This is a genomic window from Micromonospora sp. NBC_01699, from assembly GCF_036250065.1.
Taxonomy (GTDB): Bacteria; Actinomycetota; Actinomycetes; order Mycobacteriales; family Micromonosporaceae; genus Micromonospora_G.
On sequence record NZ_CP109199.1, the window covers coordinates 1,280,542 to 1,295,250 of the forward strand.

At 73.0% G+C, this 14,709-nt stretch carries 11 protein-coding genes; 4 read left to right on the plus strand and 7 right to left on the minus strand.

The features are described from left to right. Positions 1 to 47 precede the first annotated feature (47 nt). Together fxsT and OG792_RS05805 are read right to left on the minus strand one after the other, a co-directional pair. A complete protein-coding gene (gene fxsT, locus OG792_RS05800; RefSeq protein WP_329108048.1) occupies positions 48 to 4,109 on the minus strand; it encodes an FxSxx-COOH system tetratricopeptide repeat protein in 4,062 nt (1,353 codons plus the stop codon). Next, a complete protein-coding gene (locus OG792_RS05805; protein WP_329108050.1) occupies positions 4,106 to 4,372 on the minus strand; it encodes a hypothetical protein in 267 nt (88 codons plus the stop codon). The genes fxsT and OG792_RS05805 overlap by 4 nt, the downstream gene beginning before the upstream one ends. A gap of 316 nt (positions 4,373 to 4,688) precedes the next feature. Between OG792_RS05805 and OG792_RS05810 the strand changes: the two genes are divergently transcribed. Continuing rightward, positions 4,689 to 5,927, plus strand: coding sequence for an HEXXH motif domain-containing protein (locus OG792_RS05810; protein ID WP_329108052.1), 1,239 nt, complete (start codon positions 4,689 to 4,691; stop codon positions 5,925 to 5,927). Here the strand turns inward: OG792_RS05810 and OG792_RS05815 are convergent. After that, positions 5,908 to 7,146: a hypothetical protein gene (locus OG792_RS05815; protein WP_329108054.1), complete on the minus strand. Its 1,239-nt coding sequence runs from the start codon at positions 7,144 to 7,146 to the stop codon at positions 5,908 to 5,910. The two genes, OG792_RS05810 and OG792_RS05815, sit on opposite strands and share 20 nt — an antisense overlap. A 98-nt stretch (positions 7,147 to 7,244) precedes the next feature. Here OG792_RS05815 and OG792_RS05820 point away from each other — a divergent pair, with 98 nt between their 5' ends. Further along, the gene (locus OG792_RS05820; protein ID WP_329108056.1) at positions 7,245 to 7,745 is read left to right on the plus strand and encodes a hypothetical protein; all 501 of its coding nucleotides are present in this window, start codon (positions 7,245 to 7,247) and stop codon (positions 7,743 to 7,745) included. A gap of 302 nt (positions 7,746 to 8,047) precedes the next feature. Here the strand turns inward: OG792_RS05820 and OG792_RS05825 are convergent, their stop codons facing one another. Both OG792_RS05825 and OG792_RS05830 read right to left on the minus strand, forming a co-directional pair. Beyond that, the gene (locus OG792_RS05825; RefSeq protein WP_329108058.1) at positions 8,048 to 8,437 is read right to left on the minus strand and encodes a hypothetical protein; all 390 of its coding nucleotides are present in this window, start codon (positions 8,435 to 8,437) and stop codon (positions 8,048 to 8,050) included. Between the two features lie 96 nt (positions 8,438 to 8,533). Then, on the minus strand, positions 8,534 to 9,109 hold the full coding sequence (locus tag OG792_RS05830) for a hypothetical protein (RefSeq protein WP_329108060.1): 576 nt from the start codon (positions 9,107 to 9,109) through the stop codon (positions 8,534 to 8,536). 158 nt (positions 9,110 to 9,267) lie between these two features. Between OG792_RS05830 and OG792_RS05835 the strand changes: the two genes are divergently transcribed. Beyond that, complete coding sequence (locus tag OG792_RS05835; protein WP_329108061.1) at positions 9,268 to 12,138, plus strand: AfsR/SARP family transcriptional regulator; 2,871 nt, start codon at positions 9,268 to 9,270, stop codon at positions 12,136 to 12,138. A 69-nt stretch (positions 12,139 to 12,207) separates the two neighbouring features. Beyond that, entirely contained in the window at positions 12,208 to 12,453 is a 246-nt protein-coding gene (locus tag OG792_RS05840; RefSeq protein WP_329108063.1) for a hypothetical protein, read from the plus strand. A gap of 78 nt (positions 12,454 to 12,531) precedes the next feature. Here OG792_RS05840 and OG792_RS05845 read toward each other — a convergent pair whose 3' ends face one another. Both OG792_RS05845 and OG792_RS05850 read right to left on the minus strand, forming a co-directional pair. Continuing rightward, on the minus strand, positions 12,532 to 13,668 hold the full coding sequence (locus tag OG792_RS05845; protein ID WP_329108065.1) for an ABC transporter permease: 1,137 nt from the start codon (positions 13,666 to 13,668) through the stop codon (positions 12,532 to 12,534). After that, positions 13,665 to 14,549: an ABC transporter ATP-binding protein gene (locus OG792_RS05850; RefSeq protein ID WP_329108067.1), complete on the minus strand. Its 885-nt coding sequence runs from the start codon at positions 14,547 to 14,549 to the stop codon at positions 13,665 to 13,667. Before OG792_RS05850 ends, OG792_RS05845 begins: the two co-directional genes overlap by 4 nt. Positions 14,550 to 14,709: the final 160 nt, after the last annotated feature.

Sequence of the window (14,709 nt, forward strand, 5' to 3'; positions counted from 1 at the left end):
CGTCTCCCCTTCGTCCACGGTCACCGTGAAGTGGCTTCGATCGCCGGTCATGTCTCGGGAACCTCGATGTCGACGTAGGCGACCGCGCGGGTCGGGACCGTGCCGCCGACCGGATCAGTCGCCGACGCCAGCCGGGCGAGGCCCCGCTCGGCGACCGCGACGTACCGGTGGTCGGTACCGAGGAACAGTCGGCACTGGGGGAGCGTCTCCGACAACAACTGCCCGGCCTCCACGAACCTGCCCGCCTCGGCCAGGTTGCCGGCCTGGTTCAGGGCGGCGCCGAGCGTCCACGGGTGGGTCCGTTCGCCCCGGCGGCGGTCGCGCAGCCCGTCCAGGGCCTGCTGGCCGAGGGCGATCGACTGTTCGTGCTGTCCGAGGCGGGCGAGGTACACCGCCAGGTTCGTCCGGCAGATCGCGGTGAACGGGTGGTCGCCGGTGTACTGCTCCTCGTAGTCGCCGAGCGCGTCCCGGGCGATCTCGACCGCGGGCCGGGGCTCGCCCGCGAGGTAGTAGTCGGCCGCGACGTTGAGCTGGCAGGCCCGCGTACGCGGATGGAACTCACCCAGTACGCGACGCAGCGCCACGAGCGTGGCGCCGTTCAGGTCCTTGGCCGGGTCGCCGGCACCCGCGCGGCGGCGGGTGACGCCCAGCCGGGCGGCGATCCGCAGCACGTCCGGGTGGTCGTTCGACCGGTGGATGCGGCGTAGCTGCTGATGCGCCTCGACCAGCAGTTCGGTGGCCTCCACCAGCCGACCCAGCTCGCGCTGGTAGGTCCCCACCTCGGCCGCGGACCACCAGGTGAGCGGGTCGTCGTCACCGAACAGCCGGCGCCGCCGCGCCAGTACGTCGGATTCCCGGGCGAGCGCGTCCTCGACGAAGCCGGCGAGGTAGGACGAGAGCCCGAAGTTGTGCGCGGCGCGCAGCGTCTGCGGGTGGTCGCTGCCCAGGGTGTCCCGGAACGTGGTCCAGGTGACCCGGTCGTCGGCCCGCGCGGCCTGGAACTGGCCCAGCCCGCGCTGGTCACCGGCCCGCCCGCGCCGGTTCACCAGCACCCGGGGATGGTCGGCGCCGAGGATCCGGGCACCCTCGGCGATCGCCTGGGTGTCGAGCGCGAGGGCGCTGTCCGGCCGACCGGCGGCCCGTTCCAGGTCGGCGAGGTGCGTCGCCAGGCGCAGGGTCAGCCGGTCCGGCGCGTCGATGGCCGTACGCCAGCGGGCCAGCACCGACCGCCCGATCCGCAGCCCCTCCGACTGGTGTTCGAGCTCCGGTGAGCGGCTGAGGTAGCCGAGCTGGGTGACCACCCACAGGCGCACCTCCGGCGGGCCGTCGGCGGTCAGGGCACCGGAGCCGGCCAGGTGGGTCTGCAACTCGGCGAGGTCGGCCCGTACCCGGTCGTCGGGGTCGACCATGCCGTCGCCGGGAGCGAATCCGGCCAGGCCAAGCTGCAACCGGGCCTGTCGCCGCCGAGCCAGGTCGTCGCCCATCGCCTCGCGCATCGCGGCCTGCAACGCGGGGTGCGTGTACAACCGGGCGCCGCTGCCCCAGTCGACGTCGAACAGGCCGTACCGGGTCCCGGCGGCGAGCGCGTGCTCCAGTTCCCAGGCGTCCTGCCGCAGCGCCGCGGCCTGGTCCCGCAGCGCCGCCGTCTCCTCCGACGTCGCACCGGACTCCTCGGCCAGTGCCGCCGCGAGCTGCTCGACCACCGGGCGCGAACGCAGCACCCGCAGCGCGATCCCGTCGGGCGAGACGAAGGCGCAGAACTGGGCGAGCACGATCGCCCGCCGGCCGGTCACGTCGTCGGACAGGAGCCGCAGCGCCGCGGCGAGCACGTCGGACAACCGGTCCGCCGACGTCGCCGAATCGGGTACGGGACCGAGCGCCTCCAGGAACGCGGGCACCGCCGCGTCGGCGGCCCGCGAGTGTGCCACCCCCTGTTCGCCGCTGAGTACGAAACCGGCCTGCCAGAGGACCCCGGCGGCGAGTCGCAGGGTGAGCGGCATGCTGCCCAGCCGCCCGAGCAGCAGCCCGGCGTGCTCGTCGGAGATGTCCCGCGCCGGCGAGCGCAACAGGGCCACCCCGTCGGACCGGTCCAGCCCCGCCACCTCGACCGTGCCGGCCGCCGCCAGCGGCAACGCGGCCGTCGTCCAGGTCACCAGTACGTGACCGGGGCCCTCGGAGGGCAGCAGGCTGGCGTCGAGGGCGTCGGTCGCCCCGTCGTACACCAGCAGCCAGGGGGACGGCCAGGTCCGCAGGCTGTGCAGGACCTCGGCGACCGGGTCCCGCTTGGGCGGCACGCCCAGCCGTACCGCGAGCTGGGTCAGCCGGGCCCGGATCTCCCGCTCGTCGTGGGCCGGCAGCCACACGACGATGTCGTAGTCGCCGCCGAACAGGTTCACGTACGCCCGCGCGATGCCGCTCTTGCCCACCGCGGGTGGCCCCTCGACGCAGACCGGACGGGCGTTGCGGGACCCGAGCAGCAGGTCGCGTACGGCTTCGATCTCCCGCTGGCGGCCGACGAACGGGCGTACCGGACGGGGCAGGCCCAGCCGCAGCGGACTGGGGATCGACGGCCGTACCGGGAACCGGGGCGGCCAACCGGACAGCGCGCCGGGGCGGGTGTCCCGGGCCAGGCCGAGCAGGGCGAACAGCCGTTCCCTGGCGCCCTCCTCCGGCTCGGTGCCGCGGCCGGTCAGCTGTGCGGTCCGGACACCCGGTGGCCCGTCGTCGGCCGGGATCCCGCCGGGTTGCCCGCCGGTGGACGCGGCGGGTGCGGTCAGCGCCACCAGGATCTCCGGCCCGCCGCCGGCCTCGGGCGCCGGGCCGAGCCGGGCCAGCAGCCGGGTCAGCGCGGCGGAGCGGGTGTCCGAACCGATCACCAGCACCGTGCCCCCCGCCGGTACGCCGTCCGGGTCGGAGCCGAGCACCAGGCGCGGGGCGGGTAGGCCGACACCCCGGAGCTGGACCCGGATCCAGTCGGCCCAGGGCCGGTCCCGGAGGCTGTGGACCAGGTGGATCCGTTCGGGGGCCACCGCCGACTGTAGGCCCCGACTGCGTCGGTACCGGCGCCGCGCGACGTCCGACACCAGCGGCACCGGTCCGGTCGTGCGGTGCAGGAGCGCGTTGAGCAGGGGCTGGTAGCCGGCGAGCATCGCCCGCCGGACGGGGCCGTCCTCGGCCAGGGTGATCAGTGTGCGGTCCTGGTCGACGTGGGGCAGCTCGAAGAAGAGCAGGTCTGCGGCCGGGCCGGCGTTGGCGGCGTCGCCGGCCGGACGCGCGGCCGTGACCCTGTGCTCCACGTCGTACAGCGCGGTCCGGAACGCCTGCTGGATGTGCTGCCGGTTGCGCAGGCCGGCGAGGCTGTCCGGGTCGTCGAAACGGGCCGTGACAACGATCGTCTGTAGGCCGCCGGGGACCTGCCCGCTGATCCGCCGGGCGATGTCGGTCGCGTCCTCCAGCCGCTGGCGCTGGTAGGTCAGGCAGACGGTGACCGCGTCGGACACCGCGGCGATGCGAGCGCCCACCGTGTCGTCCGGCGCGGGCGGCTCGTCCACCAGGACGTAGTCGTAGCCGGACGCGCGCAGGTTGCGGCGGAGCTGGCTCATCGACAGCACCTCGGCGTGCCCCGGCGCGGTGAAGTCGTCGGGGCCCGGTTTGCCACCGGGGCGCCAGACCAGGTCCAGCACACCGCCGGTCGGCACGCCGAAGGGTACGTACCGCTCCAGTCGCAGTGCCGGATGCGCGTGTGGGGCGTGCAGGTCGGCCGGCTGCTGTCGACCCTCGGGGCCGAGCCCGGCCGTGGCCCGCCCGGACCAGGAGGCGTCGACCGGATGGGCCAGCAGGGTCGCCAGGGTGTGGCCGAGGTCCGCCGGGAGCAGGAGGTCGACCGGCCCGGTCCGGGTGGGGTAGGTCGGAAGGTAGCCCTGCACCCGCCGCTCCTGCGGGTCGAGGTCGATCACCAGCACCCGCCGCCCGGCGCTGGACAGCATCCAGGCGAGGTTGGCGACCACACTGGTCCGGCCGGCGTTGGCGCCGGTGGCCACGAAGGACACGATCCACGCTGTCGACGCGCCGTCCTGCCCGCCCGCGTCCTGGTACGTCCCTGCCGTCACGTGAGCATGCCGTCCTCGTGCGGATCCGCGTCAATATCGGTCAAGCTAGCATCGGTGGCCGGATTGACGTACCTCTGCGCGTCCAGGTAATTCTGGAAACCGGCGTAGCCCGTCGACCGGCTGCCCACCTCTTCGATGAGCCGCCGAAGTGACGCGTGCAGCACCGACGGCGGCAACGCCTCCAGTTCCTCGATGCCCAGGTTGGCGGCGTTTATCAGGTCCGAGGTGTGGATTTGTTCGTCGCGATTCACCTGTTCGACCATGCGCGCCACGCTTTCGGCTGGCTGGGAGACGGGCCGACCTACGAGCACCGCCACCGGGGGGGATCGCCATCTTAACCGTTGTCGATCGTTGATCGTCCCGGTCCAATATCGAGCGGTGCGGTACGCCGTTACGATGGCATATGCTGGGCGGTGCCCAACGACCGTGGGAGTCGGCGTGGATCCGCCATTTCATCAGCTACCAGCCCATCTCTTCGCGGCCATTGCCTCGGGTGCCGGCGGGGTCGAGGCCATGCGGGTGCTCTCGGTCGCTCAATACAGTAAAAATCTGCTGCTGATTCAAGCTTTAGTCGAGTTGATGACAGAGCACCGGCACCCCGACCTGGTGGCCGTACGCCGGGCCGTCCGGCTGCTGCACGAGGTGCGCGCCGCCGCTCCGGTGCCGACCGCCGAGGTGCTGACGTACCCGTCGGTCAGCGCGTGGTTGGCCGGCACGGTGGCCCTGCTGGCCGGGGGACGCGCGGCCGAGGCGCGGCCGGGCCGGATCGCCGCGGTCACCGCCACGGCCGCCCTGCGTGCCCGGTTCCCGCTCGTGCTCGAACTGCCCGAGGCCGCCCGGGTGGCCGGCGGCGTGACGCTCCCGTCGCTGTACCGGGTGCACCTCGGCCGGGACCGACCCGGCCCGCTGACGATCCGGACCTCCACCGATGGTCCGGCCACACTGGACGGTGCCCCGGATGAGGTGCGGTGGCAGGCCGTCCGGCGCCTGTCGACCAGCCACGCCGGTCTCTCGCTCACCGTCTGTCTGGACGGCATCGGGCGGTTCTGCGACTGCGGCTGCGCCGGTGCCGAGGAGTCCGCCGACGACCGGGTGGACGACGAATGGTACGAGCACCTCGTGGTCGCCTGGCGGATCCTGGTGGACCACCACCGGCACCTGGCCGAGGAGGTGGCCGGCGGCATCCGCATGATCTCGCCGATGACCGGACCGGAGCGGGGCCAACGCAGCGGCACCTTCCGGCACGCGCCGGGCTGCATCGCCATGTCCCGTCCCGTCGACGGTCGGTCCGCCGCCGTGACGCTGGTGCACGAGACCCAACACACCAAGCTGTCCGGGCTGATGAACCTCTTCCCGCTGATCACCCCGGGTCCGGACACGCGCTTCCCGGCGCCGTGGCGCAGCGACGACCGTCCGCTCGACGGGCTGCTCCAGGGGATGTACGCGCACCTCGGGGTGACCGGCTTCTGGCGCGAGCAGCGGCACCACGAGCACGACCCCGAGGCGGCGCTGTGGGCGGCGGTGGAATTCGCCCGGTGGCGCGACGGCTGCCGCGAGGTGGCCGAACTCCTGCTCGGCACCGGGCGGTTGACCGACACCGGTCGTCGGCTCGTCACCGGCGTACGGCGGCGCCTTGACGGCTGGTACGCCGACGAGGTGCCGCGTCGCGCGGTGTCGATCGCGGCGCGGCTGGCCGCCAGCCGGCACGGCGCGGACGGCGCCGCTGCCGCCGAGGCCGATCCGTCCGGGCGGGCCGGTCGGGCCGGGGCCGACGCCGGCACGGGCACCGGTCGGACGACTATCCGGGTTCGGACGTAGTCGGCGACTGCGCCGGTCGGGTCTGGCCCGGCACCGGCGGTCGACGGCCGAGCATGGACCGGTGTCCGTCACCGGTGGTCGGACCCCGGCCGCTGTCGAGCAGACCGTTGCTCGCCGCGTGCAGCACCGCCACGACGAAGATGGCGGGCGCCACGATGCCGACGGTGCCGGGAAAACTCGGCTCCAGCAGCAGCGCCAGGATGATCGCGGTGATGCCGTTCTGCTGGCCGAACGCGAGGTAGACCCGGTCGCGCCGGCCGATCCGGGCCGGGATCAGCAACCCGACCACGATCTGGGCCCCGAACGCGGCGACGCCGAGGAGCAGGCCGGCGACCAGTTGTACGCCGTCGGCCAGGGCGAGGCCGAGCAGGAAACAGGCCGACACGAAGGCGGTCTGGGTCAGGCCGTTCAGCAGCCGGCCGAGGTGGGGCCGGAAGTAGAGGCCGAGCAGCGCCACCGCCAGCGCCAGCGAGTACGCGACGGCAACCCCGAGCAGCGCGACCAGGGTGACCACCTCGAACACGTCGAGGATGCGGCGGTACCGGCCCGGTCCACCGGCCGGGGTCGCGACGCGGGCGCGGACGAGTCGGCCGAGCGCCCAGAGGCCCAGCCCGAGCGCGGCCAGGGCGAGGTTCTGCACGATGCCGAGCCCGAACGAGTCGCTGGTGGCGCCGCCGGGTGCGAGCGGGCCGTGGCCGTCCGGACCCCGTTCGAGCAGCCAGGCCGCGCCGTAGATGGTCAGTACCACGGTGATCGGGTCGTCGAACGACGCCCAGGCGGCGAGCAGTCCCCGGGCCCGGGCCGACATCCGCGAGCCCTCGTTCATCGCCGCGACCGCCAGCGGGTCGATCTGGGCGACCGCGAGCCCCAGTACGGCGAACCTCGGCTCCCGGTAGACCAGGTACATCACCCCGGCCACCAGCGCCGCCTTCGCCAGTACGCCGACCGTCACGGCCAGCACGACCGTACGGACACCGACCCGGAGTTCGTCCACGGAGATGCCGTAGGTGCTGCTGTAGAGGCCGACGACCAGCAGGACGGTGGCGATGGTCAGGTAGCCGGCGGAGCCCCGCAACGGTTCGAGGTCGGCCTGGGCGGCGAACAACCACCCGAGACCAGCCGTGACGCTGATCAGCGCGAGCCGGCCCAGACCCCACACGTCACGGCGTCCGCGCCGGGGCGGGGCGGGTGGCGCGTCGCCGTCGGAGCACGGTTGCACGATATCCCGCCCTGGATCGAGGCTCAACGATAGTTTTCCGACTCGTCGGGGCGGCTGTCGTCGCCGCACACTCTCGTCAACGGATCGGGACGCGAGTGGTGACCCTGCCGGCGCGGGTGGTGACCCTGCCGGCGTCCTCAACCCATACGCCCGATGCTCGGCTGGCCGACCGCCTCCACCCGGTCGCGGAGCGCGTCGCACTCCTCCAGCAGACGGGTGTAGTGCTCCAGGATCGTCTCCAGGTCGACCAGTGCCGCGTCGCGTCGCTGCTCGCGCTCGCGCGGGGCGTCGCGCAGGCCCCTGCCCCGCTCGCCGAGGACCTCCAGTTCGGCCCGGTGCCGGGCGGCCAGTGCCTCACCCAGGTACGCGGACAGGTCCCGCTGCTGGTTGTCGAGATCGCGCTCGGCTGTCCGTCGCGCGGACTGGATCTTCGACAGGCCGAGCGGCGGTGGCCGTACCGGACCGGGATGATCCGGGCGAACTGCGCCAGCACGTCATGCCGTACCCGGAGTATTTCGTTCACGACGGCCTCCCTGCCGATGGCCCGCGCTCGGTGGAGCCACTCCGGACCTGACCGACGGTCACCGAAGATGCTATGAACGTCGGTACCCGTGCTTCCCATCAGAGGATGGGGTTTGCCGATCCGAGCAGTGCTGGAATTGAGGCCGACGAGACGCGCGCACTGGCGGGAAGGTGGATTTGACAAAGGATTCCGGCGCTTAGAGTGACGGCCAGTTGGAGACAACCACGGCGGAGCGGGTCGGAGTCTCGGAGCGTGTCGACAATGGCGGCTGTAGACGGCTCGTCGCGATTTGAAAATGTCCGGTGGTCGCGCGGGACCCTGCTGCACGACCTCCAACCGGCCGATCGGTCCGCACTACTCGCACTCAGCACGCAACGATCATTCGGAGTCGGTGAGGCGCTGATGATCGAGGATGACCGGGGAACCGACGCGTACGTACCGGACCTCGGCGATCGTACGGCGGCACAACCGGCGAATGGACCGGACCGGCTGCTGCGCATCATCCAGTTCGCCTGCCTCAGAGCCCGCGTACGACGCGTCGCCGGCTCCGGCGGCAGCGCGGGCGACGGCGCAAGCCGGGTGCTGGTCCTGCCGCCGGCCGCCGACCTGGCCCGGGTGGTGCCCGCGCTGGTGCTCGGCCTGCGCCACGGGCTGCGCGAGTCGAACCGCGAGAGCGGACCCGACGGTCGGATCCGGTTGCGTACGGTGCTCGCCGCCGGCCGGATCGGCCGGGGTGCCACCGGTTTCCTCGGCGGAGTCACCGGCCACCCTGGCCGCGCCCGGCTGACGCGTGCGGGCGACCCGGACGAGGCCGGGCCGCCCTCCGGCGGTGGTGCGGTCGCACCACCGCCGGTGTCGGTTGGTTCAGGACCAGCGCAGCGAGCTGGTCTCGTCGTCCATCCACCCCATGTCGGACAGCCCGCCGTCGTACGCGGTCGAGATCCCGCCGAAGTAGCTGTGCTCGTAGTGCTTCGTCCAGCAGTTCGAGAAGCCCCGGTACGAGCCGATCTCGTCGTTCCAGTTCGACGGCAGGGCGGCGAACTCCCAGTCGACGTCGCCGGTCGTGCCGGTGCAGCCCCACGGTGCGGTGAAGGTGTACGTGGAGCCGCTGAAGCCGCTGTCCCAGTACTCGATGCCGATCAGGACGTCGACCGCGATTGAGGCGCGGTCCTTGGTGGCGCCGGTGGCGCCCAGCCGTGCGGTCAGGTCCCTGTCCCGCAGGGCCGCGCCGGCGTCGGCGGGGGCGTTGGTGACCCGGCCGTCGGTGGCTTCGGCGATGGCCCGGGTGAAGCTGGTGTAACACGCCGGCGCGGCGCTCTTCGCCGCCAGGTCGACCACGCAGTGCAGTGGCTGTGCGGCGGCCTGGGCAGGGGTCGCGACGAACGCGAGTCCCAACGCCGCCATGGCGATGGTCACGGATGCCAGGGTGCGGATTCGCACGGGGTTCTCCTCGGTCGGGGTGGTCGGCACCGGCTCAACCGGGCCGGTGTATCCACAGTGGTGTCGGACCCTGGTCGCGAACCTTGCGACAATCTTGCGGACCGCGCAGCATCGACAGCGGGGACGACCACTGGCAACGTTGATCACCGGGAGCGGGTATGGAGTTCCGGCTGCTCGGTGAGGTGCAGGTACGGGCCGGCGGCGAACTGCTCGACCCGGGCACCCCGAGGCAGCAGGCGGTGCTGGCCGTACTGGCGGTGGAGTCGCCCCGGCCGGTCGACATCGGGACGCTGGTCGACCGGGTCTGGGGCGACGCCCCGCCGGTGGCCGCCCGTAACGTGCTCTACTCGCACCTGAGCCGGATCCGCCGCCTGCTCACCGCGGCCCAGCCGGCGCCGCCGGGCACGGCGCAGCCGGGGACGGCAGGGGCGACAGCGGCGGCGGGGGCGCGGATCGAGCGGCGGCACGCCGGGTACGTGTTGACCGTCGAACCGGACCGGGTGGACCTGCACCGCTTCGGTCGTCTCGTACAGCAGGGTCACGACCCGCTCCGACCCGACGCCGAGCGGGCCACCGCGCTCGCCGACGCGCTCGCCCTCTGGCGCGGGACACCGCTCGCCGGTGTCCCCGGCGTCTGGGCCGAACAGGTACGCGCCACCTGGCACCAGCGCCGGCTGGATGCCCTCGTGCAGTGGGGCCGGATCGAACTCCGGCTCGGCCACCCCGGCATCGTGATCACCACCGGGTCGGCGCTCGCCGCCGAGTACCCCCTGGTGGAACCGATCGAGGTGCTGCTCATGCGGGCCCTGCACCTGGCCGGGCGGAACGCCGAAGCCGTCGACCGCTACACCGCCACCCGGCAGCGGCTCGCCGACGAACTCGGCACCGACCCCGGCCCGGAACTGCGTGCGCTGCACCGGGCCATCCTGCGCGGCGAGGCGCCGGCTGCCGCCGTACCGGAACGGGTGGTCACGGCCGCGCGGACGGTGACCCCACCGGCGCAGCTACCCCCCGACGGGTACGGCTTCGCCGGGCGCGACCGCGAGCTGCGTCAACTGGATGCCGTGTTGGCCGCCGCCGGTGACCAGCCCACCGCACTGCCGATCGTCGCGGTGTCGGGCACCGCGGGCGTCGGCAAGACCACGCTCGCGGTGCACTGGGCACACCTGGTCCGGGACCGGTTCCCCGACGGGCAGCTCTACCTGAACCTGCGCGGGTTCGACCCCACCGGTACGCCGGTCGCGCCCGCCGAGGCGGTACGCGGCTTCCTCGACGCCCTCGGCATGCCGACCGACCGAACCCCGACCGGCCTCGAAGCACAGGTCGGCCGGTACCGCAGCCTGCTGACCGGACGCCGGGTCCTGCTGCTGCTGGACAACGCCCGCGACGCCGAGCAGATCCGCCCGCTGCTGCCCGGCGCACCCGGTTGCCTGGTCGTGGTGACCAGCCGCAACGAACTCACCGGCCTGGTCGCCGAGGGCGCCCGGCCGCTGACGCTGGGCCTGCTCGACGACACCGACGCCCGCGAACTGCTGGCCCGCCGGCTCGGCCCCGAGCGGGTGGCGGCCGAACCCGCAGCGGTCGCCGAGATCGTGGCCCGCTGCGCCCGGCTGCCGCTGGCCCTGGCCGTACTGGCCGCCCGAGCCGCCACCCATCCGGATTTCGGGCTCGCCGTACTCGCCGACGAGCTGGGCCGGGCCCGGGGCGGGCTGGACGAGTTCGCCGGGGCCGACCCGGCCACCGACGCGCGGGCCGTCTTCTCCTGGTCGTACCTGCAACTGAGCCCCGCCGCGGCACGGATGTTCCGGCTGCTGGGGCTGCATCCGGGACCCGACATCGGCACGGCCGCCGCGGCGAGCCTGGCCGGGCTGCCGGTCGTACGGGCCCGTCCGCTGCTGGACGAGCTGGCCCGCGCACACCTGCTCGCCCGGCACACCCCCGGCCGGTACGTCTGCCACGACCTGCTTCGCGCGTACGCCAGCGAGCAGGCACACCTGGTCGAGCCGGACGACGAACGGCGAGCCGTGCTGCGCCGGGTGCTGGCCCACTACCTGCACGGTGCCGACGTGGCGGACCTGCTGCTCAACCCGCACCGGCTCGACCCCCCGGTGCTGTCCGTGCCACCGACCGGGGTCACCGTGGACCGGCTGGCCGACCACGGGGCGGCGCTGGCCTGGTTCGATGCCGAACGTCCGGTACTGCTCGCGGCGATCCGGCAGGTCACCGGGTTCGACGTGGAGGTCTGGCAGCTGGCCTGGATGCTGCGGCGCTTCCTCGCGTACCAGGGGCACTGGCAGGACTCGATCGACGCGCTCTCGGCCGCGTTGGCCGCCGCGCGCCGGCTCGACGATCCGGGCCGGCAGGCGTTCGCGCACTGCTTCCTCGGCTGCGCCCACGTCTGGCTCGGTCGCCACGAGGCCGCCCGGACCCGGTTCGACGCGGCGCTGGAGCTGTACCGGGTCGCCGGTGACCGGATCGGTGAGGGCAACACCCACCACCACTACTCCTGGATGCTCGACCGGCAGGACCGCCACGAGGAGGCGCTGGCGCACGCCGAGCGGGGCCTCGACGCGTTCCGGGCCGCCGACCACCGGGCCGGGCAGGCCAAGGCCCTGAACGCGGTCGGCTGGTTCCACACCATGCTGGGCCGGCACACCGATGCGCTCGGCTACTGCCGACAGGCGCTGCGGATCCAGGGTGAGCTGGACGACCGGCTCGGTCAGGCCGAGACCTGGGACAGCCTCGGGCACGCGTACATGCGGCTCGGTGAGCACGCCGAGGCGATCTCCTGCTACCGGTCGGCGATCGAGCTGTACCGGGACTTCCACTACAGCTACAACCGGGCCCACGGGCTGGCCGCCCTCGGCGACGCCCACCACGCCGCCGGTGACCTCGACTCGGCCGGTGCCGCCTGGCGGGCCGCGCTGGACGTACTCGACGGGCTCGGGCACCCCGAGGCCGACCCGGTCCGTACGAAGCTGGACAAGCTGGCCGGCGGCGCGGCCGCCACCGGTTTTCCGCTTGACTGAGCGTGTCCGAGGCGGCACCGTACTGCATCAGGTCGTGCTCACCGGGTAACGCCCCTTGGAGGCTCCACAGTGACCGCAACGCCGATCAACCAGACCGACATCGACGGCCTCGCGGCGGCGCTGGACGGGCTCGACCTGCCGCCCCGGCAGCGGGCGCTACTGGCGTCGATCGTGGCGGCGGCCGCGAAGTACGCGGACGAACAGAGCCTGAGCACCGAGGACGCGCCACCGTCCTTCGCCGAGCAGTTCGCCGCCGCCTACACCCCGGGTGCGGCCGCCTTCCTGGTCGGGCACCACCACATCAGCCGGGGCTGACGCCCGTAGCCGTGGCAACAACGTGGGCGGGGGGCCGACGATCGACCCCCCGCCCACCCCCCGTTGCTGCCGGTGGCGTCAGTTGCCCCGGTTCCGCCAGGCGGCGGCCAGCGTGGTCCGTCCGTTCGTACGCAGCAGCGACCCCTCGTACAGGCGGGCGGCGAACAGCAGTACGGCCACCGCGGCGCCGAGCAGGAGCAGCAGCGCCAGTACCGGCTCCCAGCCGGCGGCCTCGCCGAGGAACAGCCGTACCGGCATGGCGGTCGGGGCGGAGAACGGCACGTACGACAGCACGGTCATCAGGCTGTTGTTGTCGCTGCCGAAGATCACCGCGAAGAACGGCACCAGCACCAGCAGCTGCACCGGCATCGACACCGAGCCGATGTCCTCCTGCCGGCTGACCAGCGCGCCGGTCACCGCCCAGATCGCCGCCAGCAGCACGAATCCCACCAGGAAGAACGGGATGAACCAGCCGATCGCCGGGGCGAGCTGATCCATGATCGCGCCGCTGTCGGTGACCGTCATGCCGACCACGGCGGCTATCGCGATCAGCACGATCTGCCCGATCGCCAGTGCGCTGGCGGCGATCACCTTGCCGGCCAGCAGGGCGCGTACGGGCACGGTGGCGACCAGGATCTCCACGATCCGGGTCTGCTTCTCCTCGGTGACGCTCTGCGCGATCTGGATGCCGAAGGTGATCGAGGTGAAGAAGAAGACCATGCCGAACACCAGCGGCACCAGCAGCCTGACCACCGGGTCCACCGCGTTCGGGGCGAGCAGCTCGACCGGGGGAGCGGTGCTGAGTGCGCCCACCACGTCGCTCGGCGCCTCGTCCAGTGCCAGCACCCGGACCCCGTTCGGGCCGACGACCACGGCCGAGTCGACGTCCTCGGACAGGACCAGGTCGCGGGCCGCCTGCTCGTCGGCGACGGTCCGCACCTCCAGCCCGGCCCGGTCGAGCACCTCGGCGGCCTCGGATCCGACCACGGCGACGCTGGACGGTCCGCCGGACAGCATCGCCGGCAGCACGGTCGAGGCGACCGTGAGCAGCAGGAAGAACACGGTGCTGAACAGGAACGCCTTGTCCCGCAGCTTGGTCCCGATCTCGCGTCCGGCGACCAGGCCGACCGACTGCCAGAACGAGTTCGTGTGCCGGGTCGGGGCGGCGGCAGCGGTGCCGGTGCCGGTCGGCTGGGTCTGGCTGGTGAGCGTCATCGTGCGATCTCCCGGAAGATTTCGGCGAGCGACGGAACGATCGGGCGGAAGGCGCGTACGGGTTCCCGTTCCAGGACCCGCCGCAGCACCTCCTGGTCGTCGCTGGGCGAGTGGATGTCGATGACCGCCCGCGCCCCGTCGAGGTCGACCACGGTGACGCCGGGCAGGTCGCGTACCCAGCCGGCGTCGGTGTCGACAACCAGCTCGTAGCGCGGCGAGGCGTGCTTGCGGCGCAGGTCGGCGCGACTGCCGGCGGCGCGGATCGTACCGTCGGCGATGATCACCAGGTCGTCGCAGAGCCGTTCCACCACATCGAGCTGGTGGCTGGAGAACAGCACCGGTACGCCGCGCGCGGCGCGTTCCCGCAGCACCCGGACGATGACGTCGACGGCCATCGGGTCGAGCCCGGAGAACGGCTCGTCGAGCACCAGCGCGATCGGATCGTGTACGAGCGCGGCGGCGATCTGCGCCCGCTGCTGGTTGCCCAGCGACAGCGTGTCCAGCGCGTCGTCGGCCCGTTCGCCCAGCCCGATCTGTTCGAGCAGGTCGTCGCTGCTGCGCCGGGCCGCCGGGGCGGTCATCCCGTGCAGCCGCCCCAGGTAGACGAGCTGTTCGCGGACCTTCATCTTCGGGTACAGGCCGCGTTCCTCGGGCATGTAACCGAAGCTGCGCCGCAGCGTGTGGGTGAGCGGGTCCCCGTCCCAGCTGACGTCGCCCGAGTCGGCGGCGAGCACCCCGAGGATGATGCGCATCGAGGTGGTCTTGCCGGCACCGTTGGCGCCGACGAAGCCGGTCATCCGGCCGGCGCCGATCTCGAACGAGATGTCGTGCAGCACCCGGCGGTCACCGAACGTCCGGCTCACGGACGCGACGCGGAGCATGCGGTCTCCCTCTGCTTGGACGTGATTCCCGGCCGGTCGGCTCGGGCGATCCGCGTTCGAGCGTAGAGGGATTCACCGGCGTTGACGTCCGGCGCCCGACGGACCCGGTGGGGTCCGCCGCGCGACGGACCCCGGTGCTCCGGCGGGGTCCGCCGTCCGA

Bases quoted from the DNA above. Each gene is read 5' to 3' on its own strand.
- OG792_RS05805 (WP_329108050.1), bottom strand. From the start codon at position 4,372: ATGGTCGAACAGGTGAATCGCGACGAACAAATCCACACCTCGGACCTG.
- OG792_RS05810 (WP_329108052.1), top strand. From the start codon at position 4,689: ATGACAGAGCACCGGCACCCCGACCTGGTGGCCGTACGCCGGGCCGTC.
- OG792_RS05835 (WP_329108061.1), top strand. From the start codon at position 9,268: ATGGAGTTCCGGCTGCTCGGTGAGGTGCAGGTACGGGCCGGCGGCGAA.
- OG792_RS05845 (WP_329108065.1), bottom strand. From the start codon at position 13,668: ATGACGCTCACCAGCCAGACCCAGCCGACCGGCACCGGCACCGCTGCC.
- OG792_RS05850 (WP_329108067.1), bottom strand. From the start codon at position 14,549: ATGCTCCGCGTCGCGTCCGTGAGCCGGACGTTCGGTGACCGCCGGGTG.